A 24181-nucleotide genomic window follows, 5' to 3' on the forward strand; every position below is an offset into this window, starting at 1 on the left:
GTTCCTGCTGCATTCTCACAGGTTGCTGTGCCTGTTACAGTTACATAATACGTTGTTGTTGCTGTTAATGCTGGTGTTGTAAAGTTTGCTCCTGACCCTACTTCTGTAGTTAAAGCTGAATCGCTATACCATTTGAATGTTGCGCCTGCTACTGTACTACTTGCTGATAAATCTGCGGTTTCGTCTGTACAAATTGTTGTATCCGCGGCTGTAATATCTGATGCGCTATTCTTTGGATTTACTGTTACAATAACTTCTTTTCCTGTTCCTGCTGCATTCTCACAGGTTGCTGTGCCAGTTACGGTTACATAATACGTTGTTGTTGCTGTTAATGCTGGTGTTGTAAAGTTTGCTCCTGATCCTACTTCTGTAGTTAAAGCTGAATCGCTATACCATTTGAATGTTGCGCCTGCTACTGTACTACTTGCTGATAAATCTGCGGTTTCATCTGTACAAATTGTTGTATCCGCGGCTGTAATATCTGATGCGCTTGCGTTTGGATTTACCGTAATATCTACTTCTGTTGCTAAACTTTCACAACCATCTTCCGTTGTCGTTACATAGTATTTTCCTGAAGATAAAGCCGTTGTTCCATCTGTAATTTCTGTAGTCAATCCTGCATCACTATACCATTTAATTGCTGCATTGGATAATGCTGGCATTAAACTAGCTACCGTTGGATTATCTCCACTACAAAAAGATTGCGCACTAGCTGTTGGCTCATCTGGTGTAGTTTTTACAGTAACAGCCACTTCTGTTGCTAAACTTTCACAACCATCTACAGTTGTCGTTACGTAGTAACTCCCTGTTGCTAACGCAGCTGTTCCATCTGTAATTTCTGTAGTCAATCCTGCATCACTATACCATTTAATTGCTGCATCTGATAATGCTGGTAATAAATTAGCTGCTGTTGGATTATCTCCACTACAAAAAGATTGCGCACTAGCTACAGGTGCATCTGGCGTACAATCATAAGATTTTATATTTGCCGTAGCATAATCATCTTCATGGATAGATTCGGTATCTGTAAAGGTAACTCCTGTAGAAAGCTCTGTACCATTAAATTGAAAGGTATTATTAAAATTCTCATTAGAAACATCCGTACCTGTAATAGTATATGGAGTATTATAGGTCCATGTTTCAAAAGCATCTAAAACACCATTACCATTATCCCCTGTTGACAAAGTCAGCGTAGTGGTGCCATTTAAAGTCATAACTGGATTATTAATTGGCACTGCACTAATATTACGTACAGTCACCTCATAATTTATAACATTACCAGCTACATTTGTCCCACTATTGTTTACGAACGTAGGTGTTACAGATGTTTGATTTGCTACAACGATAACTTCTTGCGAAAAAGTTTTTTGTATTGTAAATAAAAAAGCGAAAACAATAAGCGCTACACTTATTATCTTATTTGCCTGTTTTGTTACGTTTTTGTTATTGTAAATCTTTCCCATGCTTTACTATAATAGGGTTAACCTTAATTATTATTATTCAAAATAGATTTTTTAAAATCTATTGTTATTCATTTTAATAGCGTTAAACTATTGATTTATCTATAAAACATTCTAAAAACATAAGAATATCCTATATTATGACTCCTAAAAATTAAAAAGTCACTTATATTACTATATTTAAGCGCTAAAAACACGCTTTTTTTTATTTAAAATCATAAACCACCTTATTCTCAACCTCTTAGTATCCACTATTAGGAGAAGAATCTACATCCTCCTGATCGGACTCTGTTATTTCTGCTGTATTTTTTATTAGTCCAGTATTATCAACTGTAGCTGTTAACTGCAATGTTTTAGTACTACCAACATTCAAATTATTAACTGTCCAAAGATTTGTTCCAGAACTATAAGTACCTGCCCCTGTTTCACTAACAAAAGACAAGCCTACTGGTAAAGCATCAACGACTTTAATCCCTGTTGCTTTTACAGGGCCGTTATTACTTAATTCTAGTGTGTAAACTATAGTTGCTCCTTTTTTAGGGACCGCTTCACTCACTATTTTAGTTAAACTTAAATCTGCTGAACAGGCTAAATGATTTGAGCTATCGGTTACCGCAGATGTTGTTGCTTGTCCTACCGTTTCTGCTCCACCTGTTGTTCCCAATGGTAATGGAATACCTTTAGTATTTGAAGCGGTACCCAAATTATTAGAGCTACCACCGTTACTACCATTTGCCAATTCTGTAAGATCGCTAGGCTGAATAGATCCAGTGGCTTCAACGGCATCTGGACATCCATCATTATCACTATCTGTATCTAAATAATCGTCTATACCATCACCATCAGTATCGGTATTGGTACAACTTTGTATTACCATTTCAACACCATCAGATCCTGTTCCTTCGACACCTATACCTGTAACACTAAAGGTTAATGAGGTAACCGCACCAACAAACTCTATACTACCCGAAGCCATTGCTTTATTACCATTCGAACCACTTTTTGCTTCTACCCCAGGATAACTAGATCCTAAATTGACAAAAGGCTCTCTATAAAACTTATTTCCACTCACCTTAAAGGCACTATTACCTGATAAACGCGATAAGGTTACACCTGGTGTAGTTAAAGTAAACTCTGCAGAACCAGAAATATAGTCATTGCCATAGACAGATGCCGTGTTTAAACCACTCCCCCCTAACCTATCAATATGAATAACAGGATTAATAAGTGTTTTAGAAAATGAAATAGTCACTGTAGCTGTACCAGCATCATTATCTGCCCTATCTGTTTCAATTTCAGGATTCCTATCCCATGCTATTTCAAATTGCAAAGAGGTATCACCAGCAACAGAAGCGTCTGACCAAAAATTTGTTGTATTTAAGTTTCCATCTGAATAATAAGTAACTTGAGTTCTACTATCATTAACAACAGAAAATGTAATATCGACCGTTCCGGCATTACCTGTAGCTGTAGTAGCGGACTTAGACCATGTTCCAGATTGCACATCGGTAGAACAAATACCTTCATCTATATCTAATATCCCGTCATTATCATCGTCTAAATCAGATAAATTTACAACACCATCCTGATCGCAATCTGCTTCGGCACCCGTACATTGAGAAAAAGCCGTATTATTAAAAGAAATAAACAAAAGCAATAAGAACACTACTTTTAAACCAAACCTGTGTCTAAACAAATTATTAAATACTTCCATTTTACATTGTTATCTTCGAAATGTTAATAAAATAATATACCACGCTTTTCATTCTAACTGTATGAAGTTATAAACTTTCACATCAGCAAATAATGGCAACATTTTATATAAAAACACCACTAAATTAGACGTACTAAAATCTTCATACTCGACACAAATCTACTATACTTTGCTATACAACGTATATATAATTAAACAATTCTTGGCATAATTCGATAAGAAGCAAAAATAGTCGTTTAATCCTCCTCACTGAACTCATTCTTATAAAATACAGCTACAGAATCGGTTACTTAGAAACAACACAACAAGCCTAAACACCTGTTAGAACGCACACAAACACTTCATATTATGATAACTAAAAAATGTAAATAATAACAATCAAAACCTATAGTTTTTTTTATAATCTTTATTAGTACTTGATTACAAACAAAACACTAGATGTTTTCAAAAACGAACTCTAAACAAAGAAACACCCTGTTATATTCATTTTTTTATAAAACTCAGGTTTTATTAAGACATATAAACACAAATGATGAAAAAAAAAAAAACGCTTTAAAATGTTTTAAATCATTTTAAAGCGTTTTAAGACCATTTCTATAAAAAAAAGATAACTAGTATAGCTTATTTATTTTTACCTGTAAAAAACACCTAGAATTCAATCGATTTCACATCAATAATAATAAAAAACTATTAAAAATACTATTTGCATAACAAAAATAAATACTACGCGTTTTTTCTATAAGTATGCCATATACGTTTACTCACTTGATTGAAAGTAAATCTTACTATTTTTAAAAACTATACTCTATTTATTATTAGCAGGTGTGGAATCTATATCTTCTTGATCGGTTGCTGTTACTTCTGCTTTATTGGTTAACAACCCTACTGCATTTACCGTTGCTTGTATTTGCAAGGTTTCTTCTTGATCTTTAGCCAATGCTCCAACAGTCCATACGCCTGTTCCTGAATTATACGTGCCTTGAGACGCATTTGCCGTACCTGAATAAGTTAAACCTGTAGGTAAAACATCAGTAACATTAACATTTGTAGCCTCTAGAGGTCCAGCGTTTTTAACAGTAAAGGTATACGTTACTACGCTTCCTAACTTTACAACTTTAGTATTTACCGTTTTTGTTAAACTTAAATCTACTGTACAGGCTACATTATCATTTTCATCTCTAACAGCAGCTGTGGTGTCTTGGGTATAACCACTTGAATCTGTAGGCAACAATTTAGGACTTCCATTATCATCTGAATCCATACCTAAATGCCCTAAACTACCACCATTACTACCTCCAGTTAAATCTGTTAATTGAGACGGAACAATAGCACCATTACCTTCTAAGGCATCTGGACAACCATCGTTATCGCTATCGGTATCTAAGTTATCTATTACTCCATCACCATCAGTATCACAATATAAAAATATACCGAAAGCTACACCTTGCCTTTGTGTATTTCCAGAACTTACAGAAACATCAATTGACGTTGCATCCTTAGAATAATAAAGACTGTTACCTTTGTCAGCCCCCTCAAATGTATCTACAACTGTTAATTGTTGATGATTTACAACAAATTCTCCAGGACCGGTTCCAGAACCATTAATCCCTTCCAAAAACGTCCATTCTCCTCCATTAGAAGTAAAACTTATAGATTCTGCAAGGCCTGATGATGTTCCATCCGTTGTACTTTCAGCATCTATGGCAATAATATCTAAAGGATAAGGACTTCCATTTTTTGTTGCAGTAAAACTAACAGTAAATAAAAAAGATTGAGTTGCAGCGTCACCATACAAGGCTTCTTGCCCACCAGAAGTATTGTATAAATCTCCAATTAGTGCGTCACTCCATGTTTTTAATTCTGAAGGGCTTACCGTACCTCCAGTTATAACAACGTTAGAAAAAGTAGCTGTTATTACTAAATCATTAACTGTAAATGTTTGTGTATCCCCGTTCTCTAATGATCCTCCAATATTAGACCAATTAAATATATATAATTGATCTTGAAAAGCACCAGATCCAGAATTAGAATTTGCATAACTGGGCTGATCGCACCTTTCCTCTACTACGTCTAAAAGGCCATCATTATCATCATCTTCATCACAAATATTATTTATACCGTCACCATCAGGGTCTTTTGCTGTAGACATGCCTTCTGTAGCACCATAAACACATGGATCTATAGGGGTTATTTCAGAGTCAGTAAAAGGTATGTTCGATTCCCAAATATACCCCGTTACAGCACTTCTTGTATTTAAACTAAATTGAAAGGAAGATACCAACCCGAGATTTGTTCCCACCCAAGAATCTTGTTCATCAAGCCCTATAAAATATTGGGTTCCCGAAAACACTATAAAATTACCAGCCGTAACACCATCAATAGACGTTGTTTGATCTTGATCAACAGCTACTGCCGTAGGTGGACTTGCTGATAACTCATAACTCACAATATCACTTTGGCGGTACTCCACTTTTTCAGTACCATTACCCGTACCAGGAAAAGCAGTAACATCATCGATATCACTAAACCCCCAGTTAACAAGTACTTCAATGGGCGTACCTCCTGTTTTTACTGGAGATTGCGACTCTAAAAATTCAATTTTAAAATCTACCACAGTATCTTCGTGGTTAGCGCTAGCTGTCCCATTTACCCAAGTTGGCGAAAGCGCATTAGGTTGATTAAGTAAAACTTGATATAGCCTACCCGTACTTAAACTCCCACCAACATCTATAGGAACAGTAGCGTTAAGGTTTCCGTTTAAAGTGGCGTTAAGAACAGTAATACGCATATCAAAAGACACACCTCCATAGGTCCCTACATTCTCATAATACCCAACGTCTCCAATATCAGAACCCGGATTAGTTCCATTAAGAACTGTAGGCGTATTAAAAGTCATTGGTGTACCCGTTTGCGCAGTAACATTATTAAATAAAAAAATAAAACAGACTACAACAAATAGACTGTTTTTTAAAAATAGAAATGGAGATGTTTTTTTCATATTGAATTTATTAAATATTACAACCTTTTCTCACAAGCTAATTTATTTATAGAATAAGACACTTAATAAAGGTTTAAAAAACACAAGTTAATTTTACCTAAACTTACTTTATATGCATATTATAATTCCCTAAAGATAGCTTAAAAAATTATTTTAACTTTTTTTTTAACACCTTAAAAAACCAAATATAAATCTAACTGCGTTTTAAAAAAATAATTTAATGCTTTTTTTAAACCTCATACTTTATTATTTATTTGAGCTATATTCCATTTGAATTAAACCCAAAAAATAAATAAACCGCCATATATTACGATTAAGTGTACGTTTATTGTTTTGAAACGAATTAGTATATATGTAATTTTACTTACAAATAATGACCTTAAACATCTTTTAGACCCATATTTTTTTAAGAGTCACATTAATTTTTGAAAAATATCATAATTCTTATTAAACATTTGATTACGAATTACTTTAAAATCAAAAATTCATTATAGCTGTTTACATTAAACACAGGCACACTAAACATCGACAAAAACCTTAATATTTAGATTTTCATTAGCAAATTACAAGAAAAAACTGATAAAACAAAAAAAACCACACCTGATTATTCTATTTTAAAAATGAAAACAAACTCATGATTTATTTATTACTCTTATTTAAACCACTTATGCAAATCAATAATAACACATAAAATTAAAGCTATTTAAGAGTGCTTTTTTATAGAACCACTACTTAAAAAAAGAATGTAATTACTATTAAGTATGAAGATTACTAGTTTTTAATCAAAAAAAGCAATTTTGTATTAACAAAATTGCTTTTTTTTAAATATTCTTCTAAAAATCTCTTTATAAGTATACCCAAGAGCTGTTAAAAACATTAACATCCCCCTTAAGGTTTATCTACTTACCGTTGTTAGGAATAGAGTCTATATCGGCTTGGCTTGTAGCCGTTACCTCGGCGGTGTTTTTTATAACCCCTTCTGCTGTTACTGTGGCTGTTATTTTCAAGCTTATGGAGGCGCCTACATTTAAATTTCCTATATTCCAAACATTACCCACGTATGATGTTCCAGTACTTCCAGAATCATCGGATACGAATGATAGCCCAGAGCTTGGCAACACATCTGTTACTTGCACGCCTGTAGCATCTAGCACACCATTATTAGCAACCGTTAAGGTATAAACAATAATATCTCCCACTTTTGGAGCAGCCACATCTACTGTTTTAATTAAATTTAAATCTGTGGTACATGCCACACTATTAGAGGCATCTAATGCTGCATTTGTATCATCTTGTGCATACCCTGTACCGTTCACTATAGCTCTACCTTGGGCATCGCTATTTGTTCCTAAATTATCTGAACTCCCACCATTACTTCCTCCTGACAAAGTGGTTAATTGAGATGGAATAATGTTACCAGAAGCCTCTACAGCATCTGGACACCCATCATTATCACTATCGGTATCCAAATGATTTGGGATTCCATCACCATCGGTATCCTCGGAAACTGGGGGGTAAAGATCATAATTATCAACAGGAACACAAGGATCTAAAGTTATTGAATGGTATGAAGGCTCATTTGGAAGCCCGCCTCCAAACCTAATACTTACCGAAGACACAAACGCATAATTAGCAAATACTTGATAATTTGATGTGGCATTATCAATGCCTATAACAAAATCACCATCACCAGAGTACCCATAAGTAAAACCATTCGAATTGGCCGGCTGGCCAATATAAGGCAACTCTCTTGTATTACTATCTACATAAAGGTCTCCGGTATACCCATCTTTAAAGGTTACAAACTCATAGTAATCGTTATCTATCACAGATAAAACATAATCTTTAGGAGGCGCTGGAGTAGTAGTGTTCGCAGTTACAAAATCTATTCTAAACTCCGTATAAGACCTCTCATCACGATGCTCAATATAAGGTTGAAAATTTTCCCCCACCCCTGTAGAGGTAGCATCAAGTTCTATAATACCATTATCGTTTGAGAACACAATGGTGATAATAGCATCCACACCAGAGTAAACATTTCTATATAAAAACTGATCACCAACACTTGGATTATTAACATTTGACCCGTTATAACTAAAAGGCCCTTTACTTGAATCAAATTTAGGTGCTGCTTTAATGTCGCACCCAACGGCTCCTAACTCATTGGCATCTAATATACCATCGTTATCATCGTCTAAATCTTCTGCGTTTCCTATACCATCATTATCGGTATCGGCATCACAAATTTCTTGAGAAGAAACCGCTCTAACAAGGCTAATATTTAAAAATTCAACACTTGCATTTTCAATACGCATATACTGCCAATTAATAGGGGAAGTAAATTCAAAATCTAGCTGTCCGTTGGTAGCTACTCGTGTCCATGTGGTAGCAGCAATAGAACCATTATAGTTAGCAGAAACCCAAAGATCCACGTCGTCACCATCATTACCAAATACAGTAACAGCATCACCGTTATTTATAGTTTGCGTCATTTTCACAACCATCTTGTCATTACTCTGAGCAAAATTTGCTGTAGCAATAGAACTTCCTAAAATATTATAATCATTATCCACACCGTTATTCAATACAACGTCACCAACATACACATTTAATGGGACGGTTATTTGTGCCTCCCCTGGAGGACATTGTGCATAAGCACGGTTATTATTTATAAAAAGCATAACACAAAGCAATACAGCAAGAAAACACCGATTACAAGTTATTTTAAATATGTTCTTCATTTTACTTATATCTCAAAAAAAATTAATAATTACTAAAAAAACACAATCCAAAACACCCTTTTCCTATAATGAAATAGGCTAATTAAACAAACAGAAAGTAGTAATTTATACGCAAAAATAATCCGTAAATCCAACAATAAAACTTTAGTCTATTTTTTTTCGTTAAAGCACAAAATATATCGCCAAAACACAACCATTAATCACTACTCTTTATTTTTTTATGAATACCCACTATAGATTATAACCCTGTGATATTAGCAATAACAAGCCTATCGAAAAATTAATCTCCAAAACATATACGATTTAGTTTATAGACCAATTCATTGAGGCCTCATTGAAGGTATTTCCCTTTAATTTTATGATAGTTACCCCATAAATTCTTTTAGTAATACTATTAGGATATACAAGCCTAGTTGAAAGTTTTTTATTTCATTTTTCCCTAACATACAACTCGACAAAGCTAGTAATACAAACATAAAACGTGTTTTTATCTACAAAAACTATCCAGCTTTCATCAATATTATCTCCATCAGTTTTATTGATTTCTTTAGCATTATAACTATTTAAAACCTTGCTTTAAATTTTGAGATTACCTTTCTGTTTCCCCTGTTTAAAATTGTGATGCCACACAGATATTCAAAAAACTTATACCTAAATATTCTTCTTTACAAAAAACCAAGAAACGCTACGCACAAACTAATGCTTAAAAAATATATTTCCATAATTAATATTAAACACATCTTACCACAAAAAAACACCTCTAAGCCAAATAGCTAAGAGGTGAATTAAAAAATAAATTTATAAAGTTTTTCTACTTTCCGTTATTAGGAACAGAATCTATATCGGCTTGGTTAGCAGCTGTTACCTCGGCAATATTTTTTATTGCTCTTTCATCTGTTATTGTAGCTGTTATTTCTAACACTATAGAGTCTCCTAGATTTAGATTACCTATTACCCAAACGTTACTAGAATACGTGGTCCCTGTAGTTGCAGCATTGCTTGACACATACAACAATCCTTCTGTTGGCAACACATCTGTTACTTGTACACCTGTAGCATCTTCCGGACCACTATTAGTAACTGTTAAGGTATAAATAATGTTGTCTCCTATTTTTGGAATAGCATTATTTACTGTTTTAGTTAAACTTAAATCTGCCGAGCAAGCTAGATTCATGGTCTCGTCTGTAACAGCTGCTGGTGATGTTTGTGGCGTATTAATAATACCCCCATTTGCATCTTGTATTGGCACACCATAATTTGAACTTGACGGATCTGTATTTACAGTTGTACCAAAATTTAAAGAGCTACCTGGCACTTTACTTCCGCCTTCTAAGGTGGTAAGTTGAGACATCATAAAACTACCACTACCTTCTATAGCATCTGGACAGCCATCGTTATCAGAATCGGTATCTAGATAATCTGGAATACCATCCTCGTCTGTATCACACACCTGCACAACTAAAATATCATCTATAGCAACATCATTACCATTATCTCCAGCCGTATTATTTCTAATAATAACTGTAACAGGATCTGCAGTTAGTGCTTTTAACGGTGCTAGTGTTGCATATTTTTTCCAAGCATTTTCATTACCAATCTTCTGTCTTTCAATATCCCCAGTATTTACTTCGGGCCCCAATATATTACCATTTTGCCAAAGTTCTATCTGAATATTTGGTTTATATCTTCCTAAAGTTGCGGTATCCGTTTTATAAACATCCATATTAAGTACCCAAAAAGATACATCTATCAACGCCCCTGCCGAAACACCTGGTATGTCTTTTTGATAAATAACATCTTGCGTTGTTCCGGCATTAACCATAAGCATTCTACCTTTTGTAGGCGCATCCCCTCCATTGGTATGATCTCCAATAGTTTGCCAAACATCAGGCGCCCAATATGCTGAATTTTGAATATTATTAAAAATAGTATAATGATTATCTTCCACATCCGTTCCATTATAAGGATTACCAACCTGCTTATACCCAAAAGCAGTAGATACCCCAGGAAATGCTGAAAAAGAAACACCTGTACTATTATTTAGATTATTAATCTCTCCAAAATTCTCAAAAAACAATTCTCTATTAGGAATCCCACAAGCCTCATTTTCTACAGTATCCAAAATACCATCATTATCATCATCTAAATCCTCAATATCTGGTATCCCATCTTGATCGGTATCGGCAACCACGGTAATAGTAACTGTTGCAATATCACAGATTCCATCGTTTGGCTCTGGTAAACAAACCTTATACTCAAAACTATCAATACCCGCAAAATTAAGGTTTGGTGTATACTGAAAGCTACCATCTGCATTAAAGTTTAATGTTCCATTTGAAGGTCCTGCCCCAAGAACACTAAAAGAAGACCCAACAGGAACCGCATCATTAACAGATGCATCACCATTTATTAAGGTTGAATTCCAAAACATTTCTATATCGTCGTTAGCAGCATAAGATTGAAGTATAAAAAACTTCCCATCACCATGATCTCGTGTAGATGCAGATATTTGAACCCTAGTAATACTTGAACCCACAGGCGCTATCTCACTTAAATAAAACAAAGCAATACCAATAGTTCCTCCAGTATCTACAACGCGATCTGACAACCAATAATCGGTACCTGAATTCGGCGGCCGAGTTGTACCGTCTGTAGAACTACTTCCTCCTGGTCCAAATTCCGCACTACTATTATTAATCACAAAAGTTTCACCTAAAGATTTTACCACAGTTCCACCAGGTTTAGTACCAAACACCTCTATATGAAAACAGTTATTCGCATTTCGCTCAGTAATCGCGACGATACCGCCTTCATTTGAAGGAATTGCAGGATCATACAACAAGCTTTGCCTCTGGATTGGAGTAGAATTTTCAGCATTAAAGTCATCACAAACAGGTCGTCCATTATCATTTGACTCAAAATAATGATTGAGATTTTTATCTTGAAAAGCCGATAAAGCTAAGACATTCCAAGCAGAACTTCCGTAAGGATCTCCTGTTTGCCAACCAACTGGAGTTGGACCACTTCCTGCAGATGTATGCAGAGGATTCCCATTTTCCCGAATATGATTTAAGTCATGACCATCTGGACCAAGCTCGGTTAACTCATAACCAGACGGAACTACAAATGAACTATAGACCTTACCATCAATTGAAATACTTTCTATAGTGGCCGGACTTTCATCTGTAGGTTGCGTAGTCTCTACCCATTTAAAACTTGCTCCGGTTTTAATACTTGTTGCATTCGATTGTGCACGAGCACCTAAATTGAAAGATAAAATAAATAAAACTAATAATACTTCGAGTGAAATTCTAAATTTCACAGCGTATACAAACTTTAGGTTTAAAAACATAATTATTATTAGGAGAGAAGCACCATTCTTTTATAACTCTTATAGAAAAAAGATACTGTAACCATGCGAAGATAAAAATTCGAACAACCACTCTAGCAATAAAACGCTAAACAACCATTATATTAGATAAGCACTACCTTTATATTTCAATTTGTAAAAAAAAAGTCATTAAACTATCGAACAAACACTATAATAAATAAAAAAATATAAATTTCGTTACTATTTACTCCTGCTATTTTTACTCGAATAATTAAGTTTGAAATCAACCTTAGTTATTAATAGTATTACCCCAAAATAATAAATAACCACATCACGTTTACGCCAACCTTAGTTCTCTATTTCATTTTTCAATAAGGAATGAGAAGACAGACAAGCTCAAAAACAAATTTAATTAGTATATTTAACCGCTATTAACATATTAATCAATTAATAAATAAAACGTTAACATTAACTAAAACTTATTTTTTATGAAACTGAGAACAAACCTAACACTATTACTACTTGTTGCTATAACTATTTTTAGCTGTGATGAAATTGACAAATTAACAGAATTTAAAGTTGAACAAGATTTTGATACCACACTAAATATTGATACTGCAGTAACAAAAGAAGCCAAACCACAAGCCAAATCTACAGCAGAAGGCTCTTGGAGTGAAGAAGTTACTATAGACCTAAAAGACAACGACGATGTTAGCGAAAATTTAGATCTAATAGAAGAAGTCGCTATTAATGGTTTAACATACGAAATTATAAACTATAATGGCCCAGACGACGTTGCTATTACTAATACACAAATAGATTTTGGAGGTACTGTAATTACTATTGAAGACACCAACCTTAAAACAGCAGATGATAATGGTACTCTATTTACTATTGATGATGCAGCAAAACTTGGAACTATTGCAAACAAATTAAAAACAGACAAAACCATGACTATTACTGCCAGTGGCGACGTAGCTGGAGAAACAACATCGGTAACATTTGGTATTAAATTACACATGGAAACCACAATCACTATAGATGTGATATAATCATTTACAACAATAAATTATAAAAAAAGCCTTTGGATTATAAATTCAAAGGCTTTTTATATTTATGAAATAATAACACTTCAAAAATACATTTTCACCCATTTACCCGTTAGAAATTAAACATAATAACGTTTCAGAATATAATTTTTATTATATTTGCAGCCTTGAAAGAAAAACTTTCAGGATACATAACAATCATTTACAACAATATTAGCATGTACTTATCAAAAGAAGCAAAACAAGAAATGTTTGCAAAACACGGTAAAGGAAAAAACGATACCGGTTCAGCTGAAGGGCAAATTGCCTTATTCACGCAGAGAATTAATCACTTAACAGAACACTTAAAAAATAATCGTAAAGATTACAATACAGAGCGTTCACTAGTAAAATTAGTAGGTAAAAGAAGAAGCTTACTTGATTATTTAGTCAAGAAAGACATCTTAAGATATCGTGCTATAGTACAAGAATTAGGATTAAGAAAATAATCTCAATACAAAAACCACGCTTTTTCAGCGTGGTTTTTCATTATAAATCAACGCGCTTTGAACGCGTATAACTTTCAAATTAAAAGAAGCTAAATCCCAAAACGAGTTTGGGATAAAAAGTTTTTCATTGGTCCAAACATACAACAACTACACACAACAACACAACGACCATTGTTTAACATAATTTGAGTATATTGTATGCTCGAATTACAAGAAAAAATTTATGATTCCAAAAGTTTTTAAAGAGGTTATAGACCTTGGAGACGGTAGAGAAATCTCTATTGAAACCGGAAAATTAGCAAAACAGGCTCATGGTTCTGTTGTTGTTAAATCAGGAAACTGTATGTTACTATGTACCGTAGTTTCTAATTACAAACAAGCCGATGTAGACTTTTTACCATTAACGGTAGATTACAGAGAAAAGTTTGCCGCTGCAGGACGTTACCCAGGTGGTTTCTTTAAAAGAGAAGCAAGACCAAGTGACGGTGAAGTATTAACGATGCGTTTAGTAGATCGTGTTTTACGTCCATTATTCCCAAAAGATTACCATTCTGAAACTCAGGTAATGATACAATTAATGTCTCACGACCCTGATGTTATGCCAGATGCTATGGCTGGTTTAGCCGCTTCGGCAGCTATTCAATTATCCGATTTTCCTTTTGAATGCCCAATCTCTGAAGCTAGAGTTGGTCGTGTAAATGGTGAATTCATTATTAACCCAACACGTGCACAATTAGAAGAATCTGACATCGATATGATGATTGGAGCCTCTGCTGATTCTGTAATGATGGTGGAAGGTGAAATGGATGAAATTTCTGAAGAAGAAATGACAGAAGCTATCAAATTTGCACACGAAGCCATTAAAGTACAATGTGCAGCACAAGTAGCATTAGCGGAAGCTTTTGGAAAAAAAGAAACTCGTGAATACGAACCAGAAAGAACGGATGACGAGTTAGCAAAGAAAATTCACGATATGGCATACGATAAAGTATATGCCGTAGCTAGAGCTGCTTCTTCTAAACATGAAAGAGGTGCTGCCTTTGCAGAAATTAAAGAAGACATTAAAGCCACTTTTTCTGAAGAAGAATTAGCAGACTTTGGTGGATTAATTTCTAAATACTACAGTAAAGCCGAAAAAACTGCGGTTAGAGATTTAACATTAAACGAAGGTTTACGTTTAGACGGACGTAAAACCAACGAAATTAGACCTATTTGGTGTGAGGTAGATTATTTACCTTCAACACATGGATCTTCAATATTTACACGTGGGGAAACTCAAGCTTTAGCTACCGTTACTTTAGGAACAAGTAGAGAAGCGAACCAAATAGATATGCCATCTTACGAAGGTGAAGAGCGTTTTTATTTACACTATAATTTCCCTCCATTTTCTACTGGTGAAGCGAGACCTATTCGTGGAACATCTCGTCGTGAGGTAGGACATGGTAACTTAGCACAACGCGCCTTAAAAGGCATGGTTCCAAATGATTGCCCATACACTGTACGTGTAGTTTCTGAGATTTTAGAATCAAACGGTTCTTCGTCTATGGCAACAGTTTGTGCAGGTACAATGGCCTTAATGGATGCTGGTGTGCAATTAAAGAAACCCGTTTCTGGAATTGCCATGGGACTTATTACAGATGTAGAATCTGGAAAATATGCTGTATTATCCGATATTTTAGGTGATGAAGATCACTTAGGAGATATGGATTTTAAAGTTACAGGGACTGCAGATGGTATTACCGCTTGCCAAATGGATATTAAAGTAAAAGGGTTGTCTTACGAAATTCTTGTAAAAGCTTTAAAACAAGCTCGTGAAGGTCGTTTACATATTTTAGGTAAAATTACCGAAACTATAGCCACTCCAAATGCCGATGTAAAAGAGCACTCTCCAAAAATGATTTCTCGCAGAATTCCTAACGAATTTATTGGTGCTTTAATTGGACCAGGAGGAAAAGTTATTCAAGAAATGCAAAAAGAAACTGGAACAACTATCGTTATTAACGAAGATCCAGTAACAGAAGAAGGTATTGTTGAAATATTAGGCGTTGGTAATGCAGGCATTGATGCTGTTATAGCAAAAATAGACTCTTTATTATTTAAACCAGAAGTTGGTAAAGTTTACCAAGTAAAAGTTATTAAAATGCTTGATTTTGGTGCCGTTGTAGAATATACAGACGCTCCAGGAAACGAAGTTTTATTGCACGTAAGTGAATTAGCTTGGGAACGTACCGAAAACGTATCGGATGTTGTTAATATGGGTGATGTTTTTGATGTGAAGTATTTTGGACAGGATCCAAGAACACGCAAAGAAAAAGTATCTCGTAAAGCTATTTTACCAAAACCAGAAGGTTATGTTGCAAGACCACCAAGAGATGATAAACGTTCTGGTGGACGTGATAACCGAGGTAGAGATAATCGTGGCCGTGATAATCGTCGTGATGACAGAAAACCAAGAGAAGATAAAAAAGATTAATTCTTTATAAATTCCAAGTAAAAACCCCAAATAGAGTACATCTATTTGGGTTTTTTTATATCTCTATTTTTATAAAAACCTTAACTTCTAGTTACCTAATACCAGTTATTAATTGAAATTACTGTAATTTCAAATGGTAAATAATATAAAAACATTAGGCGGTAAGCAACTTACCTCTTCGCTTTACAAGTAGAAAAACAGACAAGGATAATATTCCAAAAAATGAAAACCCCATAAAAAGCGGCAGCACCGATGTTTTTACAAACCCACCGATAAAATGCGCTATTGGCACAGCTAAAACTGTAGATAAAAACCCATTAATAGCGGCTCCAATTCCTGCAATATGCCCCAATGGCTGCATAGCTAAAGCCCGTAAATTGCCAAATAAAAATCCGACTGCAAAAAACTGCAACGCTAAAAAACTAACCAATGCATAGATACTCGGGTTTTCTCCATTATGAAACAAAATAACATACATAACAGAAACCACGGCATAAGCCATTGTAGAATAGAACGCCATATTCATCATTCCAAATTTTTCTACAAGCTGACTATTTAAAAAAGTAGCAAAACCTATAGAAATAGCCAGGCTAGCAAAAATGTAAGGAAACCATTCTCCTAAATGATATTGCTCTTGAAAAATTTGTTGAGCTGTACTTAAATACACCATAAAAGATCCCGTAATAAACCCAGAAACCAACGTAAACGCAACAGCTTCCTTTTGCTTAAAAAATTCCTTGGCGCCACTTATAAATAAAAATGAAGTAAACTTAATACGCTTGTGTTTAGGTAAGGTTTCGCGCTGTCTAAACAGAAACCAAATCATGATTAGTAATCCAAAAATAAGATTGAAATAAAAAATAGCCTTCCAATTAAATAAATGCATTAAAAACTGTCCGAGCAATGGCGCTATTACGGGTACCAAAATAAAAAACATCACCACGAAAGATAATATCTTAGCCATATAATCGCCACTAAATTCATCGCGAATCATAGAAGCCGTTAAACTCCTTGGTGAAGAAAGTCCAATCCCTTGCAGAATACGACCAAAAAGCATCATTTCATAATCTTGGGTTGTAACACAAATAATACTGGCTATAATAAAAACTACAAAACCAACATAAACAATAGGTTTTCTACCAAAACTATCCGAAAGCGGACCAAAAACAAGCTGCCCACAGCCAATTCCTAAAAATATCATGGTAATTAAAAGCTGATTTTCACTCAAAGTCGTTGTACCAATAGACGCTCCAATTTCTGGTAAAGCAGGTAAAAGCGCATCTATAGTAAGCGCTACAAGCGACATTAAAGATGCCATTAATGCCACGAATTCAAATTTTACTTTTTTTATGTGTTCCATCGGGCAAAGGTAAAATATTATCAACCGACAAATATTCTATTCAACAATTATTAACGTTATATTATTATCTTTAAATTTAATTTCAACAAACAACCAATAATGAACATACAACCTCTTTTTGATTATATAAAACCGCTCATGGATTTAACCGCAGAGGAAGAGGCGCTTTTAGCATCCAAGGTAACTTACCGAAAATACTTAAAAGGCCAATATGTCGTGCAACAAGGTGACATTTGTAAGTATGAATGTTTTGTTATTTCTGGCTGTACCAAAACATTTTACTTAGATACCGAAGGCCAAGAGCATGTTATTATGTTTGCCATAGAAAATTGGTGGACCGCAGACATGGGCAGTTTTATATCGCAAACTCCTGCCGATTACAATGTACAATGTTTAGAAAACACAGAACTTATTTTGTTTTCTTACGAAAATCTAGAACTTTTGTACAAAAAAATCCCGAAGTTAGAACGCTTATTTAGGCAAATTGTAGAACGCGCTTTTGTTGCTTCACAAAAACGTATTGTTAGAAACTTTAGCCTTTCAGCAAAAGATCGCTATTTATATTTTAAAAACCAATACCCACAAATAGAAGAACGCATTCCGCAGTATTTGGTTGCTTCTTTTCTTGGAATTACCAAAGAGTTTTTAAGTAAAATTAAAAGCCAGTTGGCTACAGAAAACTAAGCCTATTTTTATTTATAACACGGCAGGTCTTCACCATTAAAAACATCATGTTAAACTAGATTAACATCATTTAATAAACTACTTCAATTTTTAATAACTAAAAGCTTGGCATCTTTGTAGTATAACAATTAACATGATAAATAAATTATATTAAAATGAAAACATCGATTAAAAATTTAGCATTAATTGCATTCGTTGCGTTATTTACACTTGCTTTTACAGCGATTGAAAAAGAACAAAAAACCATTAAAACAGAAAGTAGCAAAGTGGTTTGGAAGGGCTATAAAGTAACCGGTTCTCACGAAGGAACCATAGATATTAAATCCGGTTCTTTAACATTTGAAGGCGATAAATTATCTGGTGGGACTATCACTATCGACATGACCTCTTTGGCATCAACCGATTTAGAAGGCGAGTACAAAGGAAAGCTTGAAGGCCATTTAAAATCTGATGATTTTTTTGCCGTAACAACACACAGCACCGCCACTTTAGAGTTTACAAACGTAGAAGCAATAAGTAAAAATGCGTATAACATTACAGGCGATTTAACCATAAAAGGAAACACAAACCCTGTAAATTTCACCCTTTCAATTTACGGAAATAAAGCAACAGCAAATTTAAAAGTTGACAGAACTCAATATGGTGTAAAATATGGTTCGGCAAGCTTTTTCGATAACTTAAAAGATAAAGCTATTTACGATGAATTCGATTTAATTGCCGATTTAGAATTTTAATAACCACTCATTTTTAAGTTTTAACGAGAGACGATCAGCAATGAACGTCTCTTTTTTTTTGTTTTTCAGGTTTCTATTTTACACATTGAAAAGCCTATCTTTGAAAACTCTTAAAAGAAACTTCATTTTATGCCATTTAAAAAATTAATCGAGCCCTTAAAAAACACACTTGAACACAAAGGATTTGAAAGCCCTTTACCGCTGCAAAAGAAAATTTTATCCAAAATCAAAGGAGGCTCCAGCTTATATGTTTACGCGCCAAAAAATTCGGGGAAAACATCGAGCATTATGATAAGTGTGGTACAAAAACTAAAAAAGGCTTTTGAAGATGCGCCAAGAGCTTTAATTTTTGTAAAAGACAAACAAACCGCACTAGATTTAGAACTCGAATTTAAGAGCTACACACGAGGTACCGATTTAAGAATTTACTGTGCTTACGACGAAAAATCTATAGACGACCAAAAAGATGAAATTTATTACGGTACCGATATTATTATTGCAACTCCAAAACGTTTAAACCGATTATTTTATTTAAACGGGGTTAATTTAAACAGACTTCAAATGTGCATTGTAGACGATGCCGATTTTTTATTTAGAAACAATGGTTTTGCCGAAGTAACACGAACTCCCGAAAGTATTGGTAAATGCCAATATTTAGTATTTGCAGAAAAACACGACCCTCGTTTTGACCGATGGGAAGACACCTTTATGTATCACGCTCAAGTAATAAAATGATAACTTTTATCCTCTTAAGTTATTTTACCAAATTTGCAAACACCTGTTTAGCGTAAAGCAAAATATCTGTTTTAAAACATTATAATTCATTTTTAAAACGCGAATTTTCTTGATGGTGCTTTATCGCTTGTCTAGACAATAAAACGCCTATAAAAAGGGAAAGAAAAGCGCCAATCCAAATGCCCGGAATAGAATCGATGAATAAGAAGAAATCGTATGCGCCATGAAAAACAATCGCTAAAACTAAACCCGAGAGGTTTAAAACAACTTTGTTATTCGAGAACTTTGCTTTCCCCATAAAATACCCCATTAAAACACCAAAAGTGGCATGCGCAGGAATGGCCGTAATAGCACGTAAAAAAGCCGTTTCAAAACCACTTTCAAACACATAAAATATATTTTCGGTTGCAGCAAAACCCATAGAAACCATTACGGCATAAACAATACCATCAAAAGCTTCGTTAAACGCTTTTCTATTTTGTGCAAAATAACGAACAATAACGTATTTGCTAAACTCTTCGGTTAAACCAACCACGAAAAAAGCTTTTATAAATTGCTGCACCACATCCGAACGATCTTTAAGCGGTAAAAACCAATCGAAAACATAATACATAATTGAGGTGATAATAATACTAATAACAGCACCTAAAACGAAAGCAATAAGCATTAATTGCTTAGGTTCTTTTTCGTATTTATCTTTCAAATAAACATAAATAATAATAAAAAATACAGGAGCAAGTGCAGCAAGCAGTAAAGCCATGAGGGTGGTTTTATATAGGGTTTCAATCTATAGATGAAATACGCGCTTTTATTTTATCGAGCACAAATTCGTAATACCCTTTGTTCGATGCTATAAAGTGATTATTAGTTGCACTTTGTTCTAAAAGCATTGTAAAGTCATTTAAAGTCACCAATTTTATAGCTTCCACTTCCTCCTCTTGTACAGTAAGTTCGGTAATGTCCACTTTTAATTCAGCAATAAAAACATGATGAAATTCATTATCTAAAATGGTATCATTGGCATAAGCCGTTTTATGCTTATTAACCCCAATTTTTATTAAATCGGTTGGTTTTAAGAGCAAGCCCAACTCTTCGTGAGTCTCACGAATAGCAGCCGTTTCAAAAGATTCGCCAGCATCAATATGTCCCGCAGCCGATACATCCCAAAGTAGAGGATAAATGGCTTTTTTATGCGAGCGTTGCTGAAGTAAAACGTCACCTTTAGCAGTAAACAACCATAAATGAATGGTGTTATGAAACCAGCCGTTTTTATGAGCCTCAGATTTTAAAACCACCTCTCCTGTTGGTTGGCCCGTTTCGGTTACCCTATCAATATATTCGTCCATAATCTTAGGATTAAAAAAGCCCCAAATACATGAGGCTTTTATGTTTTATTTTTTCTAATTTAATTAGTCGAAATAACTAAACGTATCGCCATCTTTTATATTCAATAGCGTTTCGTAAATCATTTTAATGACGTTTTCAACATCATCGCGGTGTACCATTTCTACCGTAGTATGCATGTAGCGTAATGGTAAAGAAATTAATGCAGACGCCACACCACCATTGCTATAAGCAAAAGCATCGGTATCTGTTCCTGTTGCTCTCGAAAGCGCAGAACGTTGAAAAGGAATTCCTTTTGCTTCGGCCGTTTCCGTAATTAAATCGCGTAATTTTTGTTGTACTGCTGGTGCGTATGCAATAACAGGACCACTACCTAATTGAAGATCACCTTGAGTTTTCTTTTCAATCATTGGTGTGGTGGTATCGTGCGTTACATCGGTAACAATAGCCGCATTTGGCTTAATAGTTTGGGTAATCATTTCGGCACCACGCAATCCAATTTCTTCTTGTACAGAATTGGTAATATATAATCCAAAAGGTAATTCTTTTTTATTCTCTTTTAGTAAACGCGCTACCTCAGCAATCATAAAACCACCCATACGGTTATCTAATGCGCGACACACAAATTTATCGCCATTTAAAATATGAAATTCATCGGGATACGTAATCACACACCCCACATGAACACCAAGTGCTTCAACTTCTTCTTTGGTTTTACAACCACAATCTATAAAAATATTATCTGGTTTTGGTGCTTCTTCATTTGTTCTACTACGTGTATGGATTGCTGGCCATCCAAAAACACCTTTTACAATACCGTTTTTTGTATGAATATTTACAATTTTACTCGGTGCTATTTGGTGGTCACTCCCACCATTTCTAATCACGTATATTAATCCATCGTCCGAAATAAAATTCACATACCACGAAATTTCATCGGCATGCCCTTCAATAACCACTTTATATTTTGCGTCGGGATTAATAACCCCCACTGCTGTACCGTAAGTATCGGTAATAAATGTATCCACATACGGTTTTAAATAATCCATCCAAATTTTCTGCCCTTCCCATTCGTAGCCCGTTGGCGCTGCATTATTTAAATATTTTTCAAGAAAGTCCATCGACTTTTCATTCAGTATACTCTTATTTGCCATGTTATTAAGTTTTGCACTAAAATAATAATATAAATAGAAAAAAAATGTTTTACAGAGTGTAAATTAGTAATTTTGGGATACAAAATATTTTGTGGTTTTTAGATGAAGTTTTTCAATTACATATTCTTACTATTTCCATGGTTACTCATCGCTCAAATAGATGAAGTCGCTCAGGATTCTATAGACCAAAAATACCTGATTATAAAAGGCGATTCTATCCCACGAACTTCGATAGATTTAGAGCCAGTGATGATTTTACATCGACTTAAATTCAAAAACAGAGAAGAACGCATACGTTATCTTATTTTACGTCGGAAAACTCTAAAAGTCTATCCCTATGCTAAAATGGCGGCCGACCGTTTAGATTCGCTAACCAAACATTTGGCAACGCTAACTAAAAACAGAGACAAGAGACGATACACGAAAAAAATACAAAAATATATTGAAGGTGAATTTTCGGCGGAATTAAAAAAAATGAGTCGTACCGAAGGGCAGATTCTTGTAAAATTAATTCACCGACAAACTGGAAGAACAGCCTTCGATTTAGTAAAAGAATTACGTAACGGCTGGCGTGCCTTTTGGTATAATACCACGGCGAGCATGTTCGATATTTCATTAAAACGAGAATTCGATCCCGAAAATGAAATGGAAGATTATTTAATTGAAGATATCCTGCAACGCAACTTTCAAAGTGGAAGATTAGAACGCCAAGAATCTGTTATTCCATTCGATTTTTACAGTTTAGTTGATAAGTGGAGACATGAGCCCAAAAAACCATAAATTATGCGAATTCAAAGCCCTTTTGAAGAAAAAATGAATGCGTTAACCCATGGTATTGGCGCTGCTTTAGGTATTGCAGCCTTGGTTTTGCTCATTGTTTTTAATAGCCATAAAACGCCTTGGAGTTTATTTAGCGTTATCGTTTACGGCATTTCGATTATTGTACTATTTACGGCTTCTACCCTCTACCATTCGGTAAAAAAAGAGAAGCAAAAACATATATTCCGCATTATAGATCACATTAGTATTTACATCTTAATTGCGGGAACTTACACGCCAGTATGCTTAATTACTCTTGAACAAAGTTTAGGTTGTCCCTTATTTTGGACGGTTTGGGGTATCGCTATTTTTGGCGTGATTTTAAAATTGTTTTTTACGGGCCGTTTCGAAATATTTTCCACCTTACTTTATTTAGTAATGGGCTGGCTTATTGTTTTCGATTTTTCTTATTTATCTGAAAACATCGGGAGCAACGGCATTCTATTTTTATTTGCCGGCGGCTTATCTTATACCATCGGCATTCTATTTTATGCCATTCAAAAAATACCGTTTAATCATGTTATTTGGCACCTTTTTGTTTTAGCTGGTGCCATTTTTCATTTTTTTATGACTTTTTATTTTGTGATATGATTGAAATAAAAGCAGCAACGACCAATTCAGAATTTAAAATTATTGAAGATTTAGCCCATCAAATTTGGCATCAGCATTATCCTGATATTATTGGGATAGCCCAAGTTGAATATATGCTGAACAAGTACAATTCCGCGAAAGCGATAACAGCCGATGTAAAAACAGGCACACAATTTTATTATTTAACCTTTGATGAAATTCCCGTGGGTTACACCGCAATTAAAGCAGAAAACGATATTTTATTCTTGAGTAAATTATATGTTTCCCAAGCATTTAGAGGCAAAGGCATTGGCAAATGCGCTTTAAATTTTATAGATGAAGAAGCAAAAAAACAGCAACTTTCTGCAATTAGATTAAAAGTAAATAAATACAATACCGCATCTATTTCGGCCTATGAAAAATTAGGATTTAAAACCATAAAAGCCTCCGTTACCGATATTGGAAACGGCTTTATCATGGACGATTTCGATATGGAAAAAAGCCTTTAGTTTTAAGTTGCAACAATA

Annotated in this window: 18 protein-coding genes; 9 read left to right on the forward strand and 9 right to left on the reverse strand. The window is 34.5% G+C overall.

Annotated features, from left to right (window positions below; genetic code table 11):
* The 5 genes from FQU21_RS14950 to FQU21_RS14970 form a co-directional block, all read right to left on the reverse strand.
* Positions 1-1463 (reverse strand): Ig-like domain-containing protein (locus tag FQU21_RS14950; RefSeq protein ID WP_147678818.1); only part of this gene is annotated, 1463 nt, incomplete at its 3' end.
* Positions 1464-1701: 238 nt separating this feature from the next.
* Positions 1702-3174 carry a DUF11 domain-containing protein gene (locus FQU21_RS14955; RefSeq protein WP_147678819.1) on the reverse strand — a complete coding sequence of 491 codons (1473 nt, stop codon included), beginning with the start codon at positions 3172-3174 and terminating at the stop codon, positions 1702-1704.
* Between the two features lie 805 nt (positions 3175-3979).
* Positions 3980-6172, reverse strand: coding sequence for a DUF7933 domain-containing protein (locus FQU21_RS14960; protein WP_147678820.1), 2193 nt, complete (start codon positions 6170-6172; stop codon positions 3980-3982).
* Between the two features lie 899 nt (positions 6173-7071).
* The gene (locus FQU21_RS14965) at positions 7072-8913 is read right to left on the reverse strand and encodes a DUF11 domain-containing protein (RefSeq protein WP_147678821.1); all 1842 of its coding nucleotides are present in this window, start codon (positions 8911-8913) and stop codon (positions 7072-7074) included.
* Positions 8914-9724: 811 nt separating this feature from the next.
* Positions 9725-12235 carry an Ig-like domain-containing protein gene (locus FQU21_RS14970; RefSeq protein WP_147678822.1) on the reverse strand — a complete coding sequence of 837 codons (2511 nt, stop codon included), beginning with the start codon at positions 12233-12235 and terminating at the stop codon, positions 9725-9727.
* Positions 12236-12732: 497 nt separating this feature from the next.
* Here FQU21_RS14970 and FQU21_RS14975 point away from each other — a divergent pair, with 497 nt between their 5' ends.
* The 3 genes from FQU21_RS14975 (at position 12733) to FQU21_RS14985 (ending at position 16254) form a co-directional block, all read left to right on the forward strand.
* Positions 12733-13296 (forward strand): hypothetical protein, encoded by a 564-nt coding sequence (locus FQU21_RS14975; RefSeq protein ID WP_147678823.1) that lies wholly within the window; start codon positions 12733-12735, stop codon positions 13294-13296.
* 215 nt (positions 13297-13511) lie between these two features.
* On the forward strand, positions 13512-13781 hold the full coding sequence (gene rpsO / locus FQU21_RS14980; protein ID WP_147678913.1) for a 30S ribosomal protein S15: 270 nt from the start codon (positions 13512-13514) through the stop codon (positions 13779-13781).
* Positions 13782-14004: 223 nt separating this feature from the next.
* Complete coding sequence (locus FQU21_RS14985; RefSeq protein WP_147678824.1) at positions 14005-16254, forward strand: polyribonucleotide nucleotidyltransferase; 2250 nt, start codon at positions 14005-14007, stop codon at positions 16252-16254.
* 154 nt (positions 16255-16408) lie between these two features.
* On the opposite strand, the gene FQU21_RS14990 is transcribed toward FQU21_RS14985, so the two are convergent.
* A complete protein-coding gene (locus FQU21_RS14990) occupies positions 16409-17614 on the reverse strand; it encodes a multidrug effflux MFS transporter (RefSeq protein WP_147678825.1) in 1206 nt (401 codons plus the stop codon).
* A 99-nt stretch (positions 17615-17713) separates the two neighbouring features.
* Between FQU21_RS14990 and FQU21_RS14995 the strand changes: the two genes are divergently transcribed.
* The 3 genes from FQU21_RS14995 (at position 17714) to FQU21_RS15005 (ending at position 19767) form a co-directional block, all read left to right on the forward strand.
* Positions 17714-18298, forward strand: a complete 585-nt coding sequence (locus FQU21_RS14995; RefSeq protein ID WP_147678826.1) for a Crp/Fnr family transcriptional regulator — start codon at positions 17714-17716, stop codon at positions 18296-18298.
* A 155-nt stretch (positions 18299-18453) separates the two neighbouring features.
* On the forward strand, positions 18454-19032 hold the full coding sequence (locus tag FQU21_RS15000; protein WP_147678827.1) for a YceI family protein: 579 nt from the start codon (positions 18454-18456) through the stop codon (positions 19030-19032).
* Between the two features lie 129 nt (positions 19033-19161).
* Positions 19162-19767 (forward strand): DEAD/DEAH box helicase, encoded by a 606-nt coding sequence (locus tag FQU21_RS15005; protein ID WP_147678828.1) that lies wholly within the window; start codon positions 19162-19164, stop codon positions 19765-19767.
* 79 nt (positions 19768-19846) lie between these two features.
* Here the strand turns inward: FQU21_RS15005 and FQU21_RS15010 are convergent, their stop codons facing one another.
* From FQU21_RS15010 to FQU21_RS15020, 3 genes are all read right to left on the reverse strand, one after another.
* Positions 19847-20527, reverse strand: a complete 681-nt coding sequence (locus FQU21_RS15010) for a PrsW family intramembrane metalloprotease (protein ID WP_147678829.1) — start codon at positions 20525-20527, stop codon at positions 19847-19849.
* A 22-nt stretch (positions 20528-20549) separates the two neighbouring features.
* Complete coding sequence (locus tag FQU21_RS15015) at positions 20550-21113, reverse strand: NUDIX hydrolase (RefSeq protein WP_147678830.1); 564 nt, start codon at positions 21111-21113, stop codon at positions 20550-20552.
* Positions 21114-21176: 63 nt separating this feature from the next.
* Positions 21177-22265: a M42 family metallopeptidase gene (locus tag FQU21_RS15020; RefSeq protein ID WP_147678831.1), complete on the reverse strand. Its 1089-nt coding sequence runs from the start codon at positions 22263-22265 to the stop codon at positions 21177-21179.
* A gap of 102 nt (positions 22266-22367) precedes the next feature.
* Here FQU21_RS15020 and FQU21_RS15025 point away from each other — a divergent pair, with 102 nt between their 5' ends.
* Genes FQU21_RS15025 through FQU21_RS15035 form a run of 3 tightly spaced genes read left to right on the forward strand, consistent with a single transcriptional unit; the run spans position 22368 to position 24163 of the window.
* Positions 22368-23045: a DUF4294 domain-containing protein gene (locus FQU21_RS15025; protein ID WP_147678832.1), complete on the forward strand. Its 678-nt coding sequence runs from the start codon at positions 22368-22370 to the stop codon at positions 23043-23045.
* Positions 23046-23048: 3 nt separating this feature from the next.
* Positions 23049-23675, forward strand: coding sequence for a PAQR family membrane homeostasis protein TrhA (gene trhA, locus FQU21_RS15030; RefSeq protein ID WP_147678833.1), 627 nt, complete (start codon positions 23049-23051; stop codon positions 23673-23675).
* Complete coding sequence (locus tag FQU21_RS15035) at positions 23672-24163, forward strand: GNAT family N-acetyltransferase (RefSeq protein ID WP_147678834.1); 492 nt, start codon at positions 23672-23674, stop codon at positions 24161-24163. Before trhA ends, FQU21_RS15035 begins: the two co-directional genes overlap by 4 nt.
* The last annotated feature ends 18 nt before the right edge of the window (positions 24164-24181 follow it).

The sequence above is a fragment of the Algibacter pacificus genome (genome assembly GCF_008033385.1).
Lineage (GTDB): Bacteria > Bacteroidota > Bacteroidia > Flavobacteriales > Flavobacteriaceae > Algibacter > Algibacter pacificus.